This window comes from Pseudomonas sp. FW300-N2F2 (assembly GCF_017351655.1).
Lineage (GTDB): Bacteria > Pseudomonadota > Gammaproteobacteria > Pseudomonadales > Pseudomonadaceae > Aquipseudomonas > Aquipseudomonas fluorescens_AA.
Genome location: NZ_JACNDQ010000004.1, coordinates 62,233 through 81,078 on the forward strand (window position 1 = coordinate 62,233; position 18,846 = coordinate 81,078).

General features: G+C 56.0%; 20 protein-coding genes. 17 read left to right on the top strand and 3 right to left on the bottom strand.

Features of this window, described 5'->3' with window-relative positions; genetic code table 11:
- Window positions 1-349: 349 nt before the first annotated feature.
- A complete protein-coding gene (locus J4E63_RS26925; protein WP_060739825.1) occupies window positions 350-1,000 on the bottom strand; it encodes a hypothetical protein in 651 nt (216 codons plus the stop codon).
- A 373-nt stretch (window positions 1,001-1,373) separates the two neighbouring features.
- Between J4E63_RS26925 and coxB the strand changes: the two genes are divergently transcribed.
- The 4 genes from coxB to J4E63_RS26945 all read left to right on the top strand — a co-directional run bounded on the left by coxB (window position 1,374) and on the right by J4E63_RS26945 (window position 5,762).
- Complete coding sequence (gene coxB, locus J4E63_RS26930; protein ID WP_092334156.1) at window positions 1,374-2,501, top strand: cytochrome c oxidase subunit II; 1,128 nt, start codon at window positions 1,374-1,376, stop codon at window positions 2,499-2,501.
- 82 nt (window positions 2,502-2,583) lie between these two features.
- Entirely contained in the window at window positions 2,584-4,176 is a 1,593-nt protein-coding gene (ctaD, locus tag J4E63_RS26935) for a cytochrome c oxidase subunit I (RefSeq protein ID WP_207283832.1), read from the top strand.
- A gap of 122 nt (window positions 4,177-4,298) precedes the next feature.
- Window positions 4,299-4,850, top strand: coding sequence for a cytochrome c oxidase assembly protein (locus tag J4E63_RS26940; RefSeq protein WP_092167719.1), 552 nt, complete (start codon window positions 4,299-4,301; stop codon window positions 4,848-4,850).
- A 24-nt stretch (window positions 4,851-4,874) separates the two neighbouring features.
- Window positions 4,875-5,762, top strand: a complete 888-nt coding sequence (locus J4E63_RS26945) for a cytochrome c oxidase subunit 3 (protein ID WP_207283833.1) — start codon at window positions 4,875-4,877, stop codon at window positions 5,760-5,762.
- Window positions 5,763-5,770: 8 nt separating this feature from the next.
- On the opposite strand, the gene J4E63_RS26950 is transcribed toward J4E63_RS26945, so the two are convergent.
- Window positions 5,771-5,974: a twin transmembrane helix small protein gene (locus J4E63_RS26950; protein WP_092205492.1), complete on the bottom strand. Its 204-nt coding sequence runs from the start codon at window positions 5,972-5,974 to the stop codon at window positions 5,771-5,773.
- Window positions 5,975-6,044: 70 nt separating this feature from the next.
- On the opposite strand from J4E63_RS26950, the gene J4E63_RS26955 reads away from it, so the two are divergent.
- From J4E63_RS26955 to J4E63_RS27015, 13 genes are all read left to right on the top strand, one after another.
- The gene (locus J4E63_RS26955; RefSeq protein WP_207283834.1) at window positions 6,045-6,782 is read left to right on the top strand and encodes an SURF1 family protein; all 738 of its coding nucleotides are present in this window, start codon (window positions 6,045-6,047) and stop codon (window positions 6,780-6,782) included.
- Complete coding sequence (locus J4E63_RS26960) at window positions 6,748-7,341, top strand: hypothetical protein (RefSeq protein ID WP_060743101.1); 594 nt, start codon at window positions 6,748-6,750, stop codon at window positions 7,339-7,341. Before J4E63_RS26955 ends, J4E63_RS26960 begins: the two co-directional genes overlap by 35 nt.
- 10 nt (window positions 7,342-7,351) lie before the next feature.
- On the top strand, window positions 7,352-8,431 hold the full coding sequence (locus tag J4E63_RS26965) for a heme A synthase (protein WP_060739832.1): 1,080 nt from the start codon (window positions 7,352-7,354) through the stop codon (window positions 8,429-8,431).
- Window positions 8,419-9,318: a heme o synthase gene (gene cyoE / locus J4E63_RS26970; protein ID WP_060739833.1), complete on the top strand. Its 900-nt coding sequence runs from the start codon at window positions 8,419-8,421 to the stop codon at window positions 9,316-9,318. The genes J4E63_RS26965 and cyoE overlap by 13 nt, the downstream gene beginning before the upstream one ends.
- Window positions 9,315-9,950, top strand: a complete 636-nt coding sequence (locus J4E63_RS26975; RefSeq protein WP_207283835.1) for an SCO family protein — start codon at window positions 9,315-9,317, stop codon at window positions 9,948-9,950. The genes cyoE and J4E63_RS26975 overlap by 4 nt, the downstream gene beginning before the upstream one ends.
- A gap of 752 nt (window positions 9,951-10,702) precedes the next feature.
- Window positions 10,703-11,065, top strand: a complete 363-nt coding sequence (locus J4E63_RS26980) for a DUF6124 family protein (protein ID WP_207283836.1) — start codon at window positions 10,703-10,705, stop codon at window positions 11,063-11,065.
- A 553-nt stretch (window positions 11,066-11,618) separates the two neighbouring features.
- Window positions 11,619-12,044: a hypothetical protein gene (locus J4E63_RS26985; protein WP_207283837.1), complete on the top strand. Its 426-nt coding sequence runs from the start codon at window positions 11,619-11,621 to the stop codon at window positions 12,042-12,044.
- 242 nt (window positions 12,045-12,286) lie between these two features.
- Window positions 12,287-13,279: a hypothetical protein gene (locus J4E63_RS26990; RefSeq protein ID WP_207283838.1), complete on the top strand. Its 993-nt coding sequence runs from the start codon at window positions 12,287-12,289 to the stop codon at window positions 13,277-13,279.
- Window positions 13,280-13,281: 2 nt separating this feature from the next.
- Window positions 13,282-13,914: a DUF2997 domain-containing protein gene (locus J4E63_RS26995; RefSeq protein ID WP_207283839.1), complete on the top strand. Its 633-nt coding sequence runs from the start codon at window positions 13,282-13,284 to the stop codon at window positions 13,912-13,914.
- Window positions 13,915-14,436: a 4Fe-4S single cluster domain-containing protein gene (locus J4E63_RS27000; protein ID WP_207283840.1), complete on the top strand. Its 522-nt coding sequence runs from the start codon at window positions 13,915-13,917 to the stop codon at window positions 14,434-14,436.
- Between the two features lie 27 nt (window positions 14,437-14,463).
- Window positions 14,464-16,074, top strand: a complete 1,611-nt coding sequence (locus J4E63_RS27005; protein WP_207283841.1) for an AAA family ATPase — start codon at window positions 14,464-14,466, stop codon at window positions 16,072-16,074.
- A gap of 150 nt (window positions 16,075-16,224) precedes the next feature.
- Window positions 16,225-16,773 carry a hypothetical protein gene (locus tag J4E63_RS27010; protein ID WP_207283842.1) on the top strand — a complete coding sequence of 183 codons (549 nt, stop codon included), beginning with the start codon at window positions 16,225-16,227 and terminating at the stop codon, window positions 16,771-16,773.
- A 186-nt stretch (window positions 16,774-16,959) separates the two neighbouring features.
- Window positions 16,960-17,619, top strand: a complete 660-nt coding sequence (locus tag J4E63_RS27015; protein ID WP_207283843.1) for a hypothetical protein — start codon at window positions 16,960-16,962, stop codon at window positions 17,617-17,619.
- Window positions 17,620-17,714: 95 nt separating this feature from the next.
- Here the strand turns inward: J4E63_RS27015 and J4E63_RS27020 are convergent, their stop codons facing one another.
- On the bottom strand, window positions 17,715-18,152 hold the full coding sequence (locus J4E63_RS27020; protein WP_207283844.1) for a hypothetical protein: 438 nt from the start codon (window positions 18,150-18,152) through the stop codon (window positions 17,715-17,717).
- Window positions 18,153-18,846 lie beyond the last annotated feature (694 nt).

The window sequence follows — 18,846 nt, forward strand, 5'->3', positions numbered from 1 at the left end:
ACCAGGCAACTGCGATGTTGCTGATGCAATGCCATCGCGAGCAAGCTCGCTCCCACAGGGGGCTGTTGCTGGACACATGCTTTATGAACAACCCGAATTCAATGTGGGAGCGAGCGTGCTCGCGATGGCGGTGTATCAGCCAACTGCGATGTTGCTGGTCCAATGCAATCGCGAGCGAGCTCGCTCCCACAGAGGGCTGCTGCTGGACACATGCTTTATGAACAACCCGGATTCAATGTGGGAGCGAGCTTGCTCGCGATAGCGGCGTATCAGTCAACTGTGATGTTGCTGATGCAATGCAATCGCGAGCAAGCTCGCTCCCACAAAGGTTTTAAGTTGTCCTGATGGATCAAGCCGCCGGCTGATCCAGCTCCAGTCCCACGCCCAGACGACGGGACATGCACGGCCAGCGCTTCCAGGCCGCACCGGTTTCCGGGCTGCTGAGCTTCTCGCGGTAGGTTTCCACCGACTCCAATGCAAACGTCTCGTCGTTGAGCATCTCATCGAACGTGTGATGGACCACTTCATCGAGTTGGTTGGCAAATGCCTCACCGATCAACTGGTGAGCGATCAGATTGGCGACCGTCATGTCCAAGGGGATCAATGGCTGGCCGAAATGCTTGATGTACAGGTCGTTGACCTCTTCGACGAACCGATGTGCCAGGTAGGCTTCGTCCAGAAGGCTGTCGAGCCCGACATGCCCGGCCATGATGGTCGGCGGTTGGAGGAAGTACTGTTCGGCAATCTTCAGTACCGGTTTGATCTGCGACTCGATACCCGCCTCCCTGGCGACATCATTGGCTGCATCCAGCAGGTCGGGTACTTCATCAATGTAGGCGGCGACAAAACGCGCCAGGACGTCGTTGGCGTTCGCGTCCGGCAATTGAATGGCTCGGTGCAGGTTCGGCAGTTGGGCCGTCAACTGACGGCTCAACTGACCGGTCTCGGCTTCGTGTTGTTGGGCTTTTTGGATCTGCTCGCGCAATGCGGCGGTGTTCATGACAACTCCAGGAAACAAAGGCAAAGAAATAGGGAAGACATAACTTAGCTGGCCCAAAAACACTCCTAAGACCTATTTTTCATAACCGCCTCATCCTTGCTGCGTCGCAGTTATATCGGTTTGCCATCACTCAGGCTCGCATCCTTCTCCATTCGTGGGCTCTAGCGCAAGCCCCGGCTGTTTCAAACGATTTACGCCATCGCGTTGCGAGGTTGCAGGTGCTGTCTATACTCGGGTTGGAATGGAGTTAGCTGATGAACCCGATACATAGGCAGCAAGGCACGGCGGTCGAGTTCGTAGTCTGATGTAGCCGCTCTCCCTTGCCGCAGGCGTTACGCCTACGGGATAACAAGAACGATAAGGGGAACCCGCAATGACGCGACATCCACACGTATGGATGGGCCTCCTGTTGTGGTCGATTTTCAGCCAGGCACAAGCGGCCTGGACTGTGAATATGGCGCCTGGAGCGACACAGATCAGCAACGCAGTGTTCGACCTGCACATGACCATCTTCTGGATCTGTGTGGTCATCGGCATCATCGTCTTCGGCGCCATGTTCTGGTCGATGATGATGCACCGCCGCTCAACCGGCCAGAATGCCGCGCATTTCCACGAAAACACTCGCGTCGAAATCCTCTGGACCATCGTGCCCTTCGTGATCCTGGTGCTGATGGCGATTCCCGCCACCGCCACCTTGATCAAGATGTACGACTCCAGCGAGTCGGACATCGATATCCAGATCACTGGCTATCAATGGAAGTGGCACTACAAGTACCTGGGCCAGGACGTCGAGTTCTTCAGCAACCTGGCGACCCCCGCCGAACAGATCCATAACCAGAGCGCCAAGGGCGAGCATTACCTGCTGGAGGTCGACAAGCCGCTGGTGCTGCCGGTCGATGCCAAGGTGCGCTTTCTGGTGACCTCCGCCGACGTGATCCACTCCTGGTGGGTGCCGGCCTTCGCGGTCAAGCGCGATGCGATCCCCGGGTTCGTCAACGAAGCCTGGACCCGTGTCGACAAGCCCGGCCTGTACCGCGGCCAATGCGCCGAGCTGTGTGGCAAGGACCACGGTTTCATGCCGATCGTGGTGGAGGTCAAGAGCAAGCCCGACTACGAGAAATGGCTGGGGGAACGCAAGGCCGAAGCCGCGCAGCTTAAAGAGCTGACCAGCAAGGAATGGACGCGCGAAGAACTCGTTGAGCGTGGCGACAAGGTCTACCACACCACCTGCGTAGCCTGTCACCAGGCCGAAGGCCAGGGCCTGCCGCCGATGTTCCCGGCGCTCAAGGGCTCGAAGATCGCCACCGGGCCCAAGGCCGACCACCTGAGCATTGTCTTCCACGGCAAGCCTGGCACCGCCATGGCCGCGTTCGGCAAACAATTGTCGGAAGTCGATATCGCCGCGGTCGTGACCTATGAACGCAACGCCTGGGGCAACAACAAGGGCGACATGGTGACGCCGAAAGAAGTGCTGGAACTCAAACAGGCGGAAAGCCAATGAGCCGGCCTGACGTGTGTTCCCGTAACCGGTCGGGGCTTGCCGCCCCGCACCGTCCAGCCCACTCGTTCGAAGGAGACAGGACATGAGTGCTGTGATCGATGACCACGGTCATGCCGGTGCCGACCACGCCCACGGCCCCGCCAAGGGCCTGATGCGCTGGGTACTGACCACCAACCACAAGGATATCGGCACGCTGTACCTGTGGTTCGCCTTCTCCATGTTCCTGCTAGGCGGCTCGTTCGCCATGGTGATCCGCGCCGAGCTGTTCCAGCCCGGCCTGCAGATCGTGGAGCCGGCGTTCTTCAACCAGATGACCACCATGCATGGCCTGGTGATGGTCTTCGGCGCGGTGATGCCAGCCTTCGTCGGCCTCGCCAACTGGATGATCCCGCTGATGATCGGCGCGCCGGACATGGCCCTGCCGCGCATGAACAACTTCAGCTTCTGGCTGCTGCCGGCGGCGTTCCTGATGCTGGTGTCAACGCTGTTCACCCCCGGCGGCGGGCCGAACTTCGGCTGGACCTTCTACGCGCCACTGTCCACCACCTATGCGCCGGAAAGCGTGACGTTCTTCATCTTCGCCATCCACCTGATGGGCATCAGCTCGATCATGGGCGCAATCAATGTGATCGCCACCATCCTCAACCTGCGCGCCCCCGGCATGACCCTGATGAAAATGCCGCTGTTCGTCTGGACCTGGCTGATCACCGCGTTCCTGCTGATCGCGGTGATGCCGGTACTGGCCGGCTGCGTGACGATGATGCTGATGGACATCCACTTCGGCACCAGCTTCTTCAGTGCCGCCGGTGGCGGTGACCCGGTGCTGTTCCAGCACGTGTTCTGGTTCTTCGGCCACCCCGAGGTGTACATCATGATCCTGCCGGCCTTCGGTGCCGTCAGCTCGATCATCCCGGCGTTCTCACGCAAGCCGTTGTTCGGCTACACCTCGATGGTCTACGCCACGGCCGCCATCGCGTTCCTGTCGTTCATCGTCTGGGCGCACCACATGTTCGTGGTCGGCATTCCGCTGGTGGGCGAGCTGTTCTTCATGTACGCCACCCTGCTGATCGCCGTGCCCACCGGGGTGAAGGTGTTCAACTGGGCCAGCACCATGTGGCAAGGCTCGCTGACCTTCGAGACGCCGATGCTGTTTGCCGTGGCGTTCGTGATCCTGTTTTCCATCGGCGGTTTTTCCGGGCTGATGCTGGCCATCGCCCCGGCGGACTTCCAGTACCAGGACACCTACTTCGTGGTCGCGCACTTCCACTATGTGCTGGTGCCCGGCGCGATCTTCGGGATCTTCGCCTCGGCCTACTACTGGCTGCCGAAATGGACCGGCCACATGTACGACGAAACCCTCGGCAAGCTGCACTTCTGGCTGTCGTTCGTCGGGATGAACCTGGCGTTCTTCCCGATGCACTTCGTCGGCCTGGCGGGCATGCCCCGGCGGATTCCCGACTACAACCTGCAGTTCGCCGACTTCAACATGGTCTCGTCCATCGGCGCGTTCATGTTCGGCACCACTCAGATCTTCTTCCTGTTCATCGTGATCAAGACCATCCGCGGCGGCGAGCCGGCACCGGCCAAACCGTGGGATGGGGCTGAAGGGCTGGAGTGGAGCGTGCCGTCGCCGGCGCCGTATCACACCTTTACCACGCCGCCGGAAGTGAAATGAGATGACTCATGGAATCCCTGTGGGAGCGAGCTTGCTCGCGATGGCAGCGACTCGGTGTGACAGACACACCGCTATCGCGAGCAAGCTCGCTCCCACAGGGTTCCTGGTAGGGACTGGAAATCATGGCTGATTCGATTTCGATGAAGAAACTGGTCACCCGCCTGTTGCTGGTGGTGGTGGCCATGTTCATCTTCGGGTTTGCCCTGGTGCCGATCTACGACGTGATGTGCAAGGCGTTCGGCATCAACGGCAAGACCGCCGGGCAATACGAAGGCGAGCAGACCGTCGATGAGTCGCGCCAGGTTCGCGTGCAGTTCCTGTCGACCAATTCGGTGGACATGCCCTGGGACTTCTACCCCAAGGGCGATCAGTTGGTGGTTCAGCCGGGGGCGGTGAACGAAATGGTCTTTGTCGCCCACAACCCCACCGACCGGCCGATGAGTGCCCAGGCGGTACCGAGCATCGCGCCGAGCACCGCGGCGGCGTATTTCCACAAGACCGAATGTTTTTGTTTTACCCAGCAAGTGCTGCAACCCGGCGAACGCATCGAAATGCCCATGCGCTTCATCGTCGACCGGGACATGCCCAAGGAAGTGAAGCACCTGACGCTGTCCTACACGCTGTTCGATATCACCGCTCGTCATCCACCGGTGGCTTTAAACACTGACCGATAGCGTGCCCGATAAGGAGAACAATAAATGGCAACTCATGAACACTATTACGTTCCGGCCCAGAGCAAATGGCCGATCATCGCCACGGTCGGGATGTTCGTCACGGTGTACGGCCTGGCGACCTGGTTCAACGACCTGAAAGCCGCCCGGCCCGAATCCCACGGCCCGCTGATCTTTTTCGTCGGCGGCCTGCTGGTGGCCTACATGCTGTTCGGCTGGTTCGGCGCGGTGATCAAGGAAAGCCGCGCCGGGCTGTACAGCGCCCAGCTCGACCGCTCGTTCCGCTGGGGCATGAGCTGGTTCATCTTTTCCGAAGTGATGTTCTTCATCGCGTTCTTCGGCGCGCTGTTTTACGTGCGCACGATCTCCGCGCCAGGTTTGGCCGGTGAAGGCGCCAAGGGCATTTCCCATATGCTCTGGCCGACCTTCGAGTTCGCCTGGCCGTTGCTGAACAACCCCGACCCGAAACTCTTCCCGGCGCCCAAGGAGGTCATCAGCCCCTGGGGCTTGCCGCTGCTCAACACCATTCTGCTAGTCAGCTCCAGCGTCACCGTCACCATCGCCCACCATGCCTTGAAAAAAGGCCATCGCGGCGCGCTGAAAATCTGGTTGGCGATCACCGTGCTGCTGGGTTGCGCCTTCCTGGGTTTCCAGGCCGAGGAATACATCCACGCCTATAAAGAGCTGGGCCTGACCCTGGGCTCCGGCGTCTACGGCGCGACCTTCTTCATGCTCACGGGCTTTCACGGCGCCCACGTCACCATCGGCACGATCATCCTGTTCGTCATGCTGATGCGGATCCTGCGCGGGCACTTCGACAACGAGCATCAGTTCGGCTTCGAGGCCGCGAGCTGGTATTGGCACTTCGTCGATGTGGTGTGGATCGGCTTGTTCATCTTCGTCTACGTGCTCTGAGGCAAACGCTACCAGGGCGCGTGGGACACCAACTGGCCACTGAAGAAACCCCAGGCGATCAAGCCGACGGTGACGGCGGCCAGGCTGACCCGAATCGCGAGGGCGATGACCAGGCGATTGGAATCGCTGTCGTCCTTGACCAGAAAAAACAGGCCGCTGAACAGGCTGGCAATCGTGGCAATCAGCATCAGGACGATGGCTGCTTTTAGCATCAGGAACACTCCGGGGGGACGCGATGCACGTGAGTATAGCTATCCCGTTCGACGGCTTTCGGACGGCGCCATGAAAGGTTTCCGGCCAGGCATCGTGCCGTCTCTGGTGGTGGCCGTGCTGGTGCCGGTGATGGTGTGCCTGGGGTTCTGGCAATTGAGCCGTGGCGAACAAAAACGCGTGCTCATGGACACTTACGCCGAGCGCCGCGTGGCGCCGCCGTTGGACAGCACCGAGCTGGCGCACACCACCGACCCAGCCTTTCGAGCGGTCACGCTGCAGGGCCAGTTCGACGCCGAGCACAGCATCCTGCTGGATAACCGCCAACACGACGGCAAGGTCGGCGTCGAATTGCTGCAGCCGTTCCTCGACCACCGCACCGGGCTGTGGCTGCTGGTCAATCGCGGCTGGCTGCCCTGGCCGGACCGGCGTACCCCGCCGGTCTTCGACACGCCGGAACAATCCATCAGCCTCCAGGCCTGGGTCTATGTCGCACCGGGCGCGACGTTCCAGCTCCACGCCGACCCGGCGGGCGCCCCCTGGCCGCGACTGGTCACTGCCATCGAGCCGGACAAGCTCTGGGCCGACCTGGGCCGCAGCGGCTTCGCCTATGAAATGCGCCAACAAAGCGGCCCCGGCGCCTACCGGACCGATTGGCCGGTGGTGGCCATGGGTCCGGAAAAACACCTCGGTTATGCCGTGCAGTGGTTCGCCATGGCGGCGGCCCTGTTCGGCCTTTTTCTTTATCTCGGATGGCACAACGCAGGGAGACACCATGGGAAGCACCATGAATCCAACCAACACGTCTGAGGCGCCCGCGGCACACAACCGTCGCAAGGGCCGCGTGCAATTGCTGCTGATCGTGCTGGGGGTGATCGGCCCGATGATCCTGGCCACCGGCATGTACAAGTTCCAGTTCTGGGTGCCCGACAGCCGCAGCTACCACGGCGAACTGATCGGCACCGGCCAGACCCGCGCCGAGATTGGCGTGCAGGCCGATGAACAGCGCTGGCAGATCCTGGTCACGGCGCCACAGGAATGCTCAGTGGATTGCCGGCAACTGGTGTACCTGGCCCGGCAGGTGCAGATCGGCCTCGGCCGCGACGCCTCCCGCGCCAGCCACGCCTTGGCTATCGCACAACCGCTGGACGCTGAATATGACGGGCAATTGCAGCGCGAATACCCGCAATTGCAACGTTATCCACTGGACCTGCCGGCCTATCAGAAAGGCGCCCAGGGCTCCGGCGGCGCCCAACTGTGGATCATCGACCCCCACAGCAACCTGGTGCTGCGCTACGACGCCCGGGTCAAGGGCAAGGACCTGCTCAACGACCTGCGCCATTTGCTGAAACTGTCGAACATCGGATGAGGGCATCGACATGGCCAAACCTGGATTTCGCCTCGCGCTGTTTGCCACGCTGCTGGCATTGATCGTCGTCCTGCTGGGCGCCTACACCCGGCTGACCCACGCCGGTCTCGGCTGCCCCGACTGGCCCGGTTGCTACGGGTTCATCAGCGTGCCCAAGAGCGAAGCCCAACTGGCCCATGCCGAGTTGCACTTTCCCGACACCCCGGTGGAAGCCCACAAGGGCTGGAACGAGATGGTCCATCGCTACTTCGCCGGGGCCTTGGGCTTGATGATCGTAGCGTTGGCGGCACGGTCCTGGATGAACCGCCACCGCCCGGGCCAACCATTGAAGTTGCCGCTATTTCTGCTGGCGGTGGTCTTCGCGCAAGCGGCATTCGGCATGTGGACCGTGACCCTGAAGCTCTGGCCGCAGGTGGTCACCGGGCATTTGCTGGGCGGCTTCGCGACGTTGAGCCTGTTGTTCCTGCTGACCTTGCGATTATCCGGCGTGCTGCCGGCGCTGACCGTGCCCAAGCGCCTGCAACATTGGGCCACCGCCGGGCTGCTGCTGGTGATCGGCCAGATCGCCCTCGGCGGCTGGGTCAGCTCCAATTACGCCGCCGTGGCCTGCATCGATTTCCCCACCTGCCACGGCCAATGGCTGCCACCGGCCGACTTTGCCAACGGTTTCCACCTGACCCAGCACATCGGCCCCAACTATCTGGGCGGGCAACTGGACAGCGACGCCCGCACCGCCATCCACCTGACCCACCGCATCGGTGCCTTGCTGGTGACCGTGGTGCTGCTGGGCCTGGCCTGGCAATTGAAGACCGTCGGCATGACCCGGCTGGCCGGCCTGGTGTTGATCGCACTAGGAGCGCAAATCACCCTGGGCATCAGCAACGTGCTGTTCCATCTGCCGTTGCCGGTGGCCGTCGCCCACAACGCCGGGGGCGCCGCACTGCTGCTGACCCTGGTCTTGGTCAACTATCACGCCCGTACCAGCCTGGTCCGGGTCAAGCATCAAGTCCCGCTGCGCTGGCGGTTCAACCCGCATAAACACGGCGCCAGCCCCCTAACAATAAAAGGAGAGATGCCATGGCAACCTTGACCGGTGAACGCCACAGCCAAGCGATCTGGCGCGATTACCTGGAGCTGACCAAGCCGAAAGTGGTGGTGCTGATGCTGATCACCTCGCTGGTGGGCATGTTCCTCGCCACCCGCGCCGGCGTGCCGTGGACGGTGCTGGTGTTCGGCAACCTGGGCATCGCCCTGTGTGCCGGCGGCGCGGCGGCGGTCAACCATGTGGTGGACCGGCGCATCGACGCAGTCATGGCCCGCACCCACAAACGGCCACTGGCCGAGGGGCGGATCTCCCCCGCCGCCGCACTGACCTTCGCCCTGGCCCTGGCCGTGATCGGCCAAGCCTTGCTGCTGGCCTTCACCAACCCACTGACCGCCTGGCTGACCCTCGCCTCACTCCTGGGTTATGCGGTGGTCTACACCGGCTTCCTCAAACGCGCGACGCCGCAGAACATCGTCATCGGCGGCCTCGCCGGCGCGGCGCCGCCATTGCTGGGCTGGGTGGCGGCCACCGGGCATGTCAGCGCCGAACCGCTGCTGCTGGTGCTGATCATCTTCGCCTGGACCCCACCGCATTTCTGGGCCCTGGCAATCCACCGCAAAGAGGAATACGCCAAGGCCGACATCCCGATGCTGCCGGTGACCCACGGCGAGCACTACACCAAGATCCATATCCTGCTGTACACCCTGGTGCTGCTGGCGGTGAGCCTGATGCCATTCGTGATCCATATGAGCGGGATGCTCTATCTTGTTTGCGCGCTCGTACTGGGCGCCAGGTTCCTGCAATGGGCCGTGGTGTTGTACCGTGGCAGTCGGCCGCACGCGGCGATCAACACGTTCAAGTACTCTATTTATTACTTGTTCCTGCTGTTCATCGCCCTGCTTGTAGATCATTACTTACTGTTGAGCCTATGACTCGAACCCAGAAAACCGTCTTCATCCTCGTGGCCGTGATCGCACTGATCCTGGGCCTGACCATCAACAAGGTGCTGTCGGGCAAAGGCCAGGGCGACCCGACCGCGCTGATCGACGCCGGCATCATCCTGCTGCCCCAGAGCCGCAGCCTGCCGGACGTGAAAATGACCGACCAGGACGGCCAGCCCGTGGCAATCGATGGCTTGAAGGATAAATGGAGCCTGCTGTTCTTTGGCTACACCTTCTGCCCGGACATCTGCCCCACCACCCTCGCCCAACTGCGCCAGATCAAAAGCGAGTTGCCGAAAGAGGCTGTGGATAAGTTGCAGATCGTACTGGTCAGCGTCGACCCGAACCGCGACACGCCCAAGCAACTGAAGCAGTACCTGGGGTACTTCGATCCGCAGTTCGTAGGCCTGACCGCGTCATCCGTCGAAGACCTGCAGAAACTGGCGAATGCGGTGAGCATTCCGTTCATTCCGGCGGATACCAGCAAGCCCAACTATACGGTTGATCACAGTGGCAACCTCGCGGTGATTGGCCCGGACGGTACTCAGCGCGGGTTTATTCGTGCGCCGTTGAATAATCAGAAGCTGGTGGCCCAGTTGCCGGAGATGCTGAAGCGCAAATAACCCTCCCAGGGGCACACCGTTCAGTTAAGCCATGCCGATTCCTTGTGGTGGGGGAAATTCCTTGTGGCAATGAAATCCACTGTGGCGAGGGAGCTTGCTCCCGCTGGGCTGCGCAGCAGTCCCCAAAAGGCTGAATGCGATCTACATGGCACAACCCGGCGGCTGCGTTCAGGACGAGGGACCTCCTGCCCCCAATCTCTCTGTGGGAGCGGGCTTGCTCGCGAAAGCGGCAGGTCAGCTTGCATCAATATTGAATGTGCCGCCCTCTTCGCGAACAAGCCCGCTCCCACACTGGGTGGTGGCGAACACAGCATCTGCAACAGCCCCCAATCCCTGTGGGAGCGAGCTTGCTCGCGATGAAATCGACACGCTTCCAGACCAAAACAAGTCTCCTGCATCGCCGGCAAACCCTGCTCCTACAGTCCCCACCTACACACCTCCACCAACCCACGCATCCTTGCGCCTTTGCCTACAACTACGCCAGAATCCGCCCGCTTGTGCGCCTTGTCCCGGAGTTCTATCGTTTCCTTGCCACTGCCCATCAGTGGTCGGGTTTAGTAGCCCGGTTAAGGATACGGTCGCATGAGTCTCATCAGTCGGGCATTGCCCGCACTCGATGGTGGCTGTGCGCATGGCGCCTTCGGGCGCGCCGGGTTTTCCGTTGTCCTACCGGTCTACTAACTTGCGCACAGCTGCCTCCCTTTCGTTTAGTAGCGAGACGGTAGCGGCCTACTAACAAAGGAAACGTGAAAATGTTCAAAGCAACTCCAAATCCCCCAGATGCAGACCCCACGCGGCAATCCGCAAAAACCAAAGCCAAGCAGCAAGACGAAACCACCAAACGCGTGCTCGATCACTACTTGCTACCGAAATCGGAAAAACCTCAAGACGACCCCAAACCGGGTCAGCTCTTCACCGTCGTGAAAGGCCTCGATAACGAATGCCTGCTCGCCAACCTCAGCGAAACCTTGGCTTCCGCTGATGCGATGGTGAGTGATCTGGCGTTTGATCTGGATGGATCGAGGCGTCATGTGGCGCAGGGAATCCAGCAGTTGATTGAGCTGAGTTCGTTGTTGGCAAATCGGGTGTTGGATAACGTAGAACCGCGGCAATAGTATTTATTCGCTAACGAAAACCCGACGTCTTGCGTCGGGTTTCTCGTTTTTCATCCCTAAAAGTGGACGGATAGGCTCTAAACATCCTCAATTTCTTAAACCTTGCCCGGTATGACGAACGACTCAGCGACGATGATGATCAGCCCAAACTCCTTGGAAATGTGGATGGATATATTTTCTAAGAAAACCTAGCGCATGGCAGAAAAAAAAGGATGCCTAAGCGCCCGTTTTCTTTCACCCCTTAGCCTGGTCGAGCCACCACATCCATCAAGTCACAGCCGTCACGCAAGGGGATGGCGAGCAGCTGCGAACAATCCTTGAGCACCACCATGTCGCAATCGAGTTCGGCACGAAAGGCAGTGTTTCCAGTGCCTGCGCAACGGATCGTCGTCAAGCAATGGGCAGCAGCTGTGCGCAGGTTGGCGAGCTGCGCCCCTCATATTCGATCATGGAACTTATCCATGGAATGATGTCAATATGATATCTTTTCTTGCCGCGAATTATCTTGGATCAATAAGCGCCGGGGGCGCCCTGGCAATCAATGGAGAGGAAGATGAAGGTCATCATTGCAGTGTTAATGATGTTAAGTGGATACGCTTATGCTGGTTGCGGTAACATCAGTGACAGCGATCAACGCAATTATTGCTATGCAAAGACTAAGGGGGAAAGCTGCGGCATTATCAACGACAGTGACCTGCGTAATACCTGCTATGCCGAAACCAAGGGCGAGAGCTGCGGTAACATCAGCGACAGCGACCAGCGCAATTATTGCTATGCCAAGACGAAGGGGCAAAGCTGCGGCATGATCAACAACAGTGACCTCCGTAATACCTGCTATGCCGAAACCAAGGGCGAGAGCTGCGGTAGCATTAGCGACAGCGACCAGCGCCTTTTTTGCTATGCCAAGACGAAGGGGGAGAGCTGTGGCTCTATCAGCAATAGCGACTTGCGTAACGAGTGTGAAGCCATGAAACGCTGATTGACGAGCTCGCCGAACGAACTGGAGTAAGCGGTAAAAGAGCGTCTTCGCATGATCCGTTTTGGATCGACTCATCACTTTCAAAATCGGCAATGGTCGAAATGAGCTCGAAACGCATGGCTACTTCAGACCATTCCTAGTGCGTGATAAACCAAAGATCGTCATGTAGCATAGACCGATGAGTAGTTCTGCAGTCATCCCCTCCCTGCCGCGCTTCTGCACCCAATCTAGAAGGTTTGTGAATGATAAAGACTATCCCGATGTGGGCTATGATGATGGCCACCAAAGGTAAGAAAACCGGACTTGCAGTACTGGCATCTTTTCCTATTTTCATCGTTACCGGTACGTGGATGTTTCTTGACGGGTTGCAAAATGGGCAAAAGCGCCAAGCTGCAATTGGGCTAATTTGTCTGGTTTTTTTTGGTGCATGCACCCTGCTATTTGCACCTTCAAAAAAATATATTCCCGGCAAAACATTTCAGGGTTATAGAAATAAAAAACTCAGCACAAAGACGGCCATAAATTACGGTTACGGGATCGTTGTTTTCATTTTCGCAGTTTTTTTATTTCTCGCACCAGAACACGCGCTGAGCATAATAGTTTCTGGTCTAGCAGGCCTATTTAGCCTTTATATTCTGTCAAAAAGCTTAAAGTTTCATGCCGATATCGACTTTTCGACTAATGAATACTTGGCAACCGCTCTGGGATTTCCTGTAGGGGAGAAAATTCTGGTTAGCTACCAGAATTTTGATGCGGACGGGGTTGAAATTGGTAGCAATGCTTTTGCCGCAACAGCGACAAGATTAACTCTAGCGTCGTTTGATGGTGAGCATTGGAGAAAACTGTCACGGGATCTGAGTCAGGTCTCGCGCATTGGCATCATTGGCGATGAAAATCAAAATTACTTCGTTAAATTGCAATTCAATGATGGAGCCGATGCTTTGTTGCGCATTGGACTATATGAAAAGCTCACATCAAATCCAACTCTGGTAATAAGAAAGCTGTTGGAAACGATTGATGCAGGTCTCCTTGGTGATAGTGGTACATCACCGGCAGCCCAAAGACGTCGAGTGGTTGTCAACTCTGGAACACCCATCTCGGTTTCAAAAACCGTTGCGCCTGAGGCTACGCTTGTATCCAAGGCACCTATGCGCAACCTTGAGGTTGCCCCTGACGTATTAATCGCTATCCAGAGCGCCGAAGAAGATGTTCTCCGGCGCAGGCTGGAGCTTTAACAATGTCTCATTGTACGACGTTTGAATTTTCTTATGTTGATGAAGAAGCCATTGCCAAAGCATTCGGCAAGATGGGCCTTAGCCCAACGACCGGTCTGGTTTCGGTATTTGTCAGCGACTTTAGTAAAAAGGTGTTGAGCAAAATAGGTTACATGGGCAAGCAGCAATTTAGAGCTATTTGTGGCCAAACGGCTGATAAATTCAATCTATTTGTCTGCCAAATTGAGAAGGGCTCCTATAAACTCCTCATCGAACGTGGAACTCTTTCGGCCGGCGATGAAGCGATAATGGCTGATTTGGCTTTAAACTTTCAGAAAGCGTACATCAGCGTAGCCATCGATGAAACCATCAAGCGCATAGAAGCATCAGGTGTTCCAGCAAGAGTGAAAGAAACTCTTCAAGGGTTCGAGATTGAATTTGGACCTAACCACGAATACAGCATTTATGTCACCTTTACGGGCGATAAAATTACCGAGGAAGTGCGTGGGGTGAAAGGGGATATCTGCACAAAACTTACTGAAGAGCTTGAATCTCTACTTTCTAGCCCTACTGCGGAGCTTGTGACTGAATGGAAACCGGAATATACCGTAGTTCATGAAGAGCAAACCCTTCAAATTCTCAGTGCGAACTTCTAAATGGAAATCAACGTACACCATATGGAGTTGAGCCGCGTTAACGGCCCTGGGTTACGCTTGACATTATGGGTGCAGGGTTGTGCGCTGAATTGTAAGGGCTGCTTCAATCAGAGCACCCACCCTCGCGAAGCGAGTACGCTGATGCCTATTTATGAATTGGCACAGAAGATAAATGCACTGGACATCGCTGGGGTTACCCTCTCTGGGGGGGAGCCGCTCGACCAGGCGCCGGCCTTGGAGCAATTAATACAGGCCGTGAATGGCGAGAAAAACTGGATACTTTATACAGGCTATACGCCAAAAGAAATATTCCAGAATGAAGCCATGATTCGAGTTGTTAAAGCCGTAGACTTGACGCTGGCGGGGCGGTATCGGCATAACGCGAAACATCCCTATCAGCACAAGCAGATTATCAAAACCAGTGACAGAGTCGATATTGACTTTTTCCGCACAAGAAGAGTCATCGAGTTTGTTATTTCAAATTCTGGCGTTACCAAAACCGGTCTTCCGATGCATGTATAACTCAGTTCAAGCGCAGGGGTAATAGGCATGAGGCGTACCAAGCAGATAACAGATTACCTCAAAGCGCGTTATGCGATTTTGGTGATTGAAACTTTCGAGGAAGAGCGTGCGCTCAATGAAGTTTCTGAAATTGCCAAGGCGCTTAGTCATCGTTTGTTCGTTTGGAACTCGACGCTGGGAGTCCAGATAAATGGCGTCGTGGCTGGGGATAAAACCTTTGATCTGAAAATGGCCTTGGACTTTTGCGAAGAAAAAGCGAAGGAAGAGGGCAGCAAAAATATTTTTGTTTTTTGTGATGCTCATAACTACCTTACCTCAAGCTCAAATCCTGTCTATCGTCGTCGGCTTCGAGATTTAGCCATAAATATCCGCTCACGTGGATATCGCAGCAATTGCATTATCGTGGCGCCCAGCTTTGAAATTGCAAATGATCTTCAAAAGGAAATCACGTTGATTGATTTTCCTTTGCCATCAAGAGATGAAGTTAAGGATCAGATAAATAATTTTGTTAACTCCTGGCAAGGCATTAACAACGTTAAGATTGATCTTTCTAGCGAAACAAAAGATAAACTTATTGATGCCGCTTTGGGCCTCACGGGATTAGAAATTGACAATAGCTTGTCTCGCTCACTGGTATCCAGTCTGAGTTTAAATGAAAGTACAGTAAAGGATCTGCTTTCCGAAAAAAAGCAAATTATACGGAAAACAGGTATCTTGGAATACATAGACTCAAAGGTAAATCTTGAGGATGTAGGAGGCCTGGCGACGCTTAAAAAGTGGCTCCATTTGCGTAGCCAGTGTTTTGGGCAGATTGCTAAGGATTTCGGTGTCGGAACCCCGAAGGGTTTGCTCTTAACTGGAGTTCCTGGTTGCGGTAAGTCTCTAACGGCGAAATGTGTATCGTCGTCATGGAACATGCCCTTATTACGTTTGGACATGGGAAAAATATTCCAAGGGGTGGTTGGCTCTTCAGAATCCAATATCCGTTCAGCGCTACGTACTGCCGAAGCTATTTCACCCTGCATCCTTTGGATCGATGAAATTGAAAAAGGACTTTCCGGCTCTTCCGGAGGATCATCTGATGGTGGCACGGCTACACGCGTATTCGGCACACTGTTGACTTGGATGCAAGAAAAAACGGCGCCTGTTTTTGTATTTGCTACCGCTAACAACATCAACAGCTTACCTCCGGAGTTGTTGAGAAAGGGGCGATTCGACGAAATATTTTTCGTTGATTTTCCGTCGACATTGGAAAGAAAGAAGATTCTTGAAATACATTTGAAAAAATTGAAACGAGACCCAGAAAAATTTGATTTGGATCGATTGTCTGCTCTAGGAGGCGAGTCGAATTTTGGTAAAGACATTGTGCTTTCTGGTGCTGAAATCGAAGCTTGGGTTGGGGACTCGCTGATTGAAGCGTTCTCACGACGGATGAATAACTCTGGCGATGTAAGCGACCTGACCATGGTTGATTTTGAAACTACTATTTCGCGCTTAGTACCCATGAGCAAAATGCGAAAAGACGAGTTTATAAAACTTCGTGATTGGGCGAATCAAAATGCAATTAGCGCTTCGGCTATGATTGCCGGTCAGAATGATACGGAAACTCAAATCGGCGGCAGGAAAATTGATTTTTAATCTGCTGTGATTTTTCAGTGGGTAAGGCTTTCTCCGCATCGCGGCTGATGGTTTGACCGGGGCAACATTTCTTCCCTCGAAACATACCGGTTAATGTTCGGTGCAACTGAATGCAGGCAATCAAAACCTTATTGTGAAAGCGGGTCAACCATGAAAAAAACACGGACGGCAATTCTTCTATTACTACCCGCCGCCGCATGCCTGAACGGTTGCTATGACTATCGCAGTGGTAAACATTGGAACGTCACTGACGACAGCGATTGGAAGTCGGTATCCCCCGTGGAGTGGGTCAATCAGTCCTGTAATTCACCCGCCAAGATCTCAACGGTAAAGGCCAGCGAAGGCTACGCTCATTCGCTATTCCTTATTCCGCTAGGGCTTGGGGGGACTGCTGATAATCCAACAACCACTTCTTTTTTTGTCATTGGAGCAGGTTTGACCGGCCACTGTGACAACACTGCGTTGGTCGTATCAGTAAATGGGCGCACGCGAAATGACACGACAATTTCAGCCTGTTTAAAAACCCAAGACTGCTGCGCAATATCCGTCCCTGTCAGCCGCGATGTCATGGAGTCGTTGCAAGTCGCGATCAACAACACTGTTGCGTCTTGTAGCTATGCCCCACTGCTGCTCAATAGCAGGCGGCACGTTTGCCTGCGTGAAACCCGGTTCGGTGGGTCGAATGGATGTGATTACTGAACAGTCAGGGGGCCAGATTTGTTTTTCTAACTCGATATGTCCGCTTCGGCCAAAAAGCGGTCTCTCAGGTACGCTGGGAACCCTCGGGAAAATCATTGGCCCACGGGAGTGGAGGAGAGCCCCACTCTCGTACACTGCCAATCTGCGGCCTTAATACCTGTAGTAAAAAAGGAGGTTTACATCGCCATGGACATCCAGGAAATCAAGCAACGCCTGGCCCGCCCCGCCGTGAAGCTCATTGCTGGCGGCTTTCGTCCTGCCGGCACCGATGAAGAAAGCTGGCTGGGCAACGTCTTCCTGTTCCGGCCTGATGAAGATGTACCCACCAACCAGGCGGGGCAACCGTTGCTCCCCTATGCGCAGTTTTACCTGCCTGCCCTGCCCATCCACAGCCCGCTGCTGGCGGGGGTTCGTGTATTGACGGTGTTCATTTCAAACCCGTTCCCCGAGCACCTTGAGCCAATGGGAAATAATTGGGTCATCCGCGAATATGGGCCGGATGATGTGCTGGTGCGCAAGTCTTTGCCGGTGGCAGGTACATTCCTCAAACCCTTCCCGCTGACAGCGCAAGTGGTTCCGGAGGACTTTCCACTGTGGGATGGCGGTGGTGTCCCGGAGGACCTTGAGCAAGCAATCCTCACGCTGGAACACCGGGGCGAGATACAGAGCTATTACGACTTGGTCACCCACACTTACGAACACAAGTTCGGCGGTTACCCTTCGTTTTGCCAGTCGGGTGTTGATCCGGGTGAAGGCTTCGAGTTTGTGTTCCAGATCTCATCGGACGCGAAGATCAATCTGAACGTGGTCGACAGGGGAGAAAACGTGGACAGACCACGATTATGAGACGGGCCGATTACAAGTGAACTCAAAATCGTAGTCTGTCCCTAGTTCCACGCTTTGTTGAGGCGCGAGGGGTATCGCATCAGAACGATGCGGCCTTAGAAAGGCCCTCGATTCAGCACAATGTGCCTCAGCTTTTCCAGCGCCTCAGAATAATGGGATGCTTTAACTCCCTCCTCAGGTGAGCCTGCCAACGTACTAGGTCCATGGGTGAAATTATTTAGCGTAGTGTTGATTTCCCCGGCCGCTCCCCCTGCCCCGGGAGTGTGCCAGAGAGTCGGGTTGCGATTTACTCGAACCACTGTCTCGAAGAGAACTGCAATGATGTCACCAGGATTCTCAACATTGAAGCCATCATCTTCAGTCAAAATAAGCTGATCAACCGAGGGCAACGGGGCTTTGTAGCGAGACTGAGCTTGAGCTCGGACCAGTTCCAGCATCTTTACTACATCGGCATCGCTCCCTGACTGAAGGTTGTAAAACCGAATCTCAGGATCACTACAAACGCCTACTGCATAGTCAATTAATTTTTTCACTTGGTGTATCTCTTTGATTGGATCCATATGGATGAGGGCTTAATGCCATCATTTCAAGACCTCTCGAATAAGGGGACGCATTTATTTGCTGATATCCCGTCCGCCCCCTTCGTCTTCTCAGCCAAGCTACTCAAAAGCGCCGCCGCTTGATGAACAATCCCATCCCCAGAGCCACGGCAAAGATTGACAGCAACCCCAGACTTGGCTTGCAGCAAGACAACCAACCGCACCCGCCGTCACCAGGACCATCCCTAGCCCCTTGCGCAGAAACACGGCTTGAGAAGCTGATCGAGCAGGAAGGACAACACCAAGGCAATGACCAGTTGGGTAATTTCGGACATGTGCGTCTCCAGTCAGGTCTTGATGGTCAGTGTCGAGAGGGTGTGCAAGCAGACAGACCGCGTTGGATGTTTGGGGCTGCCGCGCAGCCCAGCGGGGATAAATCCCCTCACCACAAGGTTTTGTGCGTGCTGGCTGCTTGGTTGATTGGCACTCGGGCGCGGTGGAATTTTTTATGAGCGCTTTGCAAGGAAAAACCCGGCCTCCCACGCCAGGTTTTCAGTTCTTCTCGAAGCCACAAACGGGTGAACGAACCGGGCTTTTGGGTCAGTTCACCCGAGTTAGCACGCTCACCCTTTGGAACTACCCTGCGCCGCTTCAATAATCAGCTCCGCGGAAACGGGGACAGACCACG

Excerpts from the sequence above, each read along its gene's own strand:
- J4E63_RS26980 (WP_207283836.1), top strand. The coding sequence starts at position 10,703 with ATGTTCAAAGCAACTCCAAATCCCCCAGATGCAGACCCCACGCGGCAA.
- J4E63_RS27005 (WP_207283841.1), top strand. The coding sequence starts at position 14,464 with ATGAGGCGTACCAAGCAGATAACAGATTACCTCAAAGCGCGTTATGCG.
- J4E63_RS26975 (WP_207283835.1), top strand. The coding sequence starts at position 9,315 with ATGACTCGAACCCAGAAAACCGTCTTCATCCTCGTGGCCGTGATCGCA.
- ctaD (WP_207283832.1), top strand. The coding sequence starts at position 2,584 with ATGAGTGCTGTGATCGATGACCACGGTCATGCCGGTGCCGACCACGCC.
- J4E63_RS27010 (WP_207283842.1), top strand. The coding sequence starts at position 16,225 with ATGAAAAAAACACGGACGGCAATTCTTCTATTACTACCCGCCGCCGCA.
- J4E63_RS27000 (WP_207283840.1), top strand. The coding sequence starts at position 13,915 with ATGGAAATCAACGTACACCATATGGAGTTGAGCCGCGTTAACGGCCCT.
- cyoE (WP_060739833.1), top strand. The coding sequence starts at position 8,419 with ATGGCAACCTTGACCGGTGAACGCCACAGCCAAGCGATCTGGCGCGAT.
- J4E63_RS26965 (WP_060739832.1), top strand. The coding sequence starts at position 7,352 with ATGGCCAAACCTGGATTTCGCCTCGCGCTGTTTGCCACGCTGCTGGCA.
- J4E63_RS26955 (WP_207283834.1), top strand. The coding sequence starts at position 6,045 with ATGAAAGGTTTCCGGCCAGGCATCGTGCCGTCTCTGGTGGTGGCCGTG.
- J4E63_RS26995 (WP_207283839.1), top strand. The coding sequence starts at position 13,282 with ATGTCTCATTGTACGACGTTTGAATTTTCTTATGTTGATGAAGAAGCC.
- J4E63_RS26950 (WP_092205492.1), bottom strand. The coding sequence starts at position 5,974 with ATGCTAAAAGCAGCCATCGTCCTGATGCTGATTGCCACGATTGCCAGC.
- J4E63_RS26960 (WP_060743101.1), top strand. The coding sequence starts at position 6,748 with ATGGGAAGCACCATGAATCCAACCAACACGTCTGAGGCGCCCGCGGCA.
- J4E63_RS27015 (WP_207283843.1), top strand. The coding sequence starts at position 16,960 with ATGGACATCCAGGAAATCAAGCAACGCCTGGCCCGCCCCGCCGTGAAG.
- J4E63_RS26985 (WP_207283837.1), top strand. The coding sequence starts at position 11,619 with ATGAAGGTCATCATTGCAGTGTTAATGATGTTAAGTGGATACGCTTAT.
- J4E63_RS26940 (WP_092167719.1), top strand. The coding sequence starts at position 4,299 with ATGGCTGATTCGATTTCGATGAAGAAACTGGTCACCCGCCTGTTGCTG.
- coxB (WP_092334156.1), top strand. The coding sequence starts at position 1,374 with ATGACGCGACATCCACACGTATGGATGGGCCTCCTGTTGTGGTCGATT.
- J4E63_RS26945 (WP_207283833.1), top strand. The coding sequence starts at position 4,875 with ATGGCAACTCATGAACACTATTACGTTCCGGCCCAGAGCAAATGGCCG.
- J4E63_RS26925 (WP_060739825.1), bottom strand. The coding sequence starts at position 1,000 with ATGAACACCGCCGCATTGCGCGAGCAGATCCAAAAAGCCCAACAACAC.
- J4E63_RS26990 (WP_207283838.1), top strand. The coding sequence starts at position 12,287 with ATGATAAAGACTATCCCGATGTGGGCTATGATGATGGCCACCAAAGGT.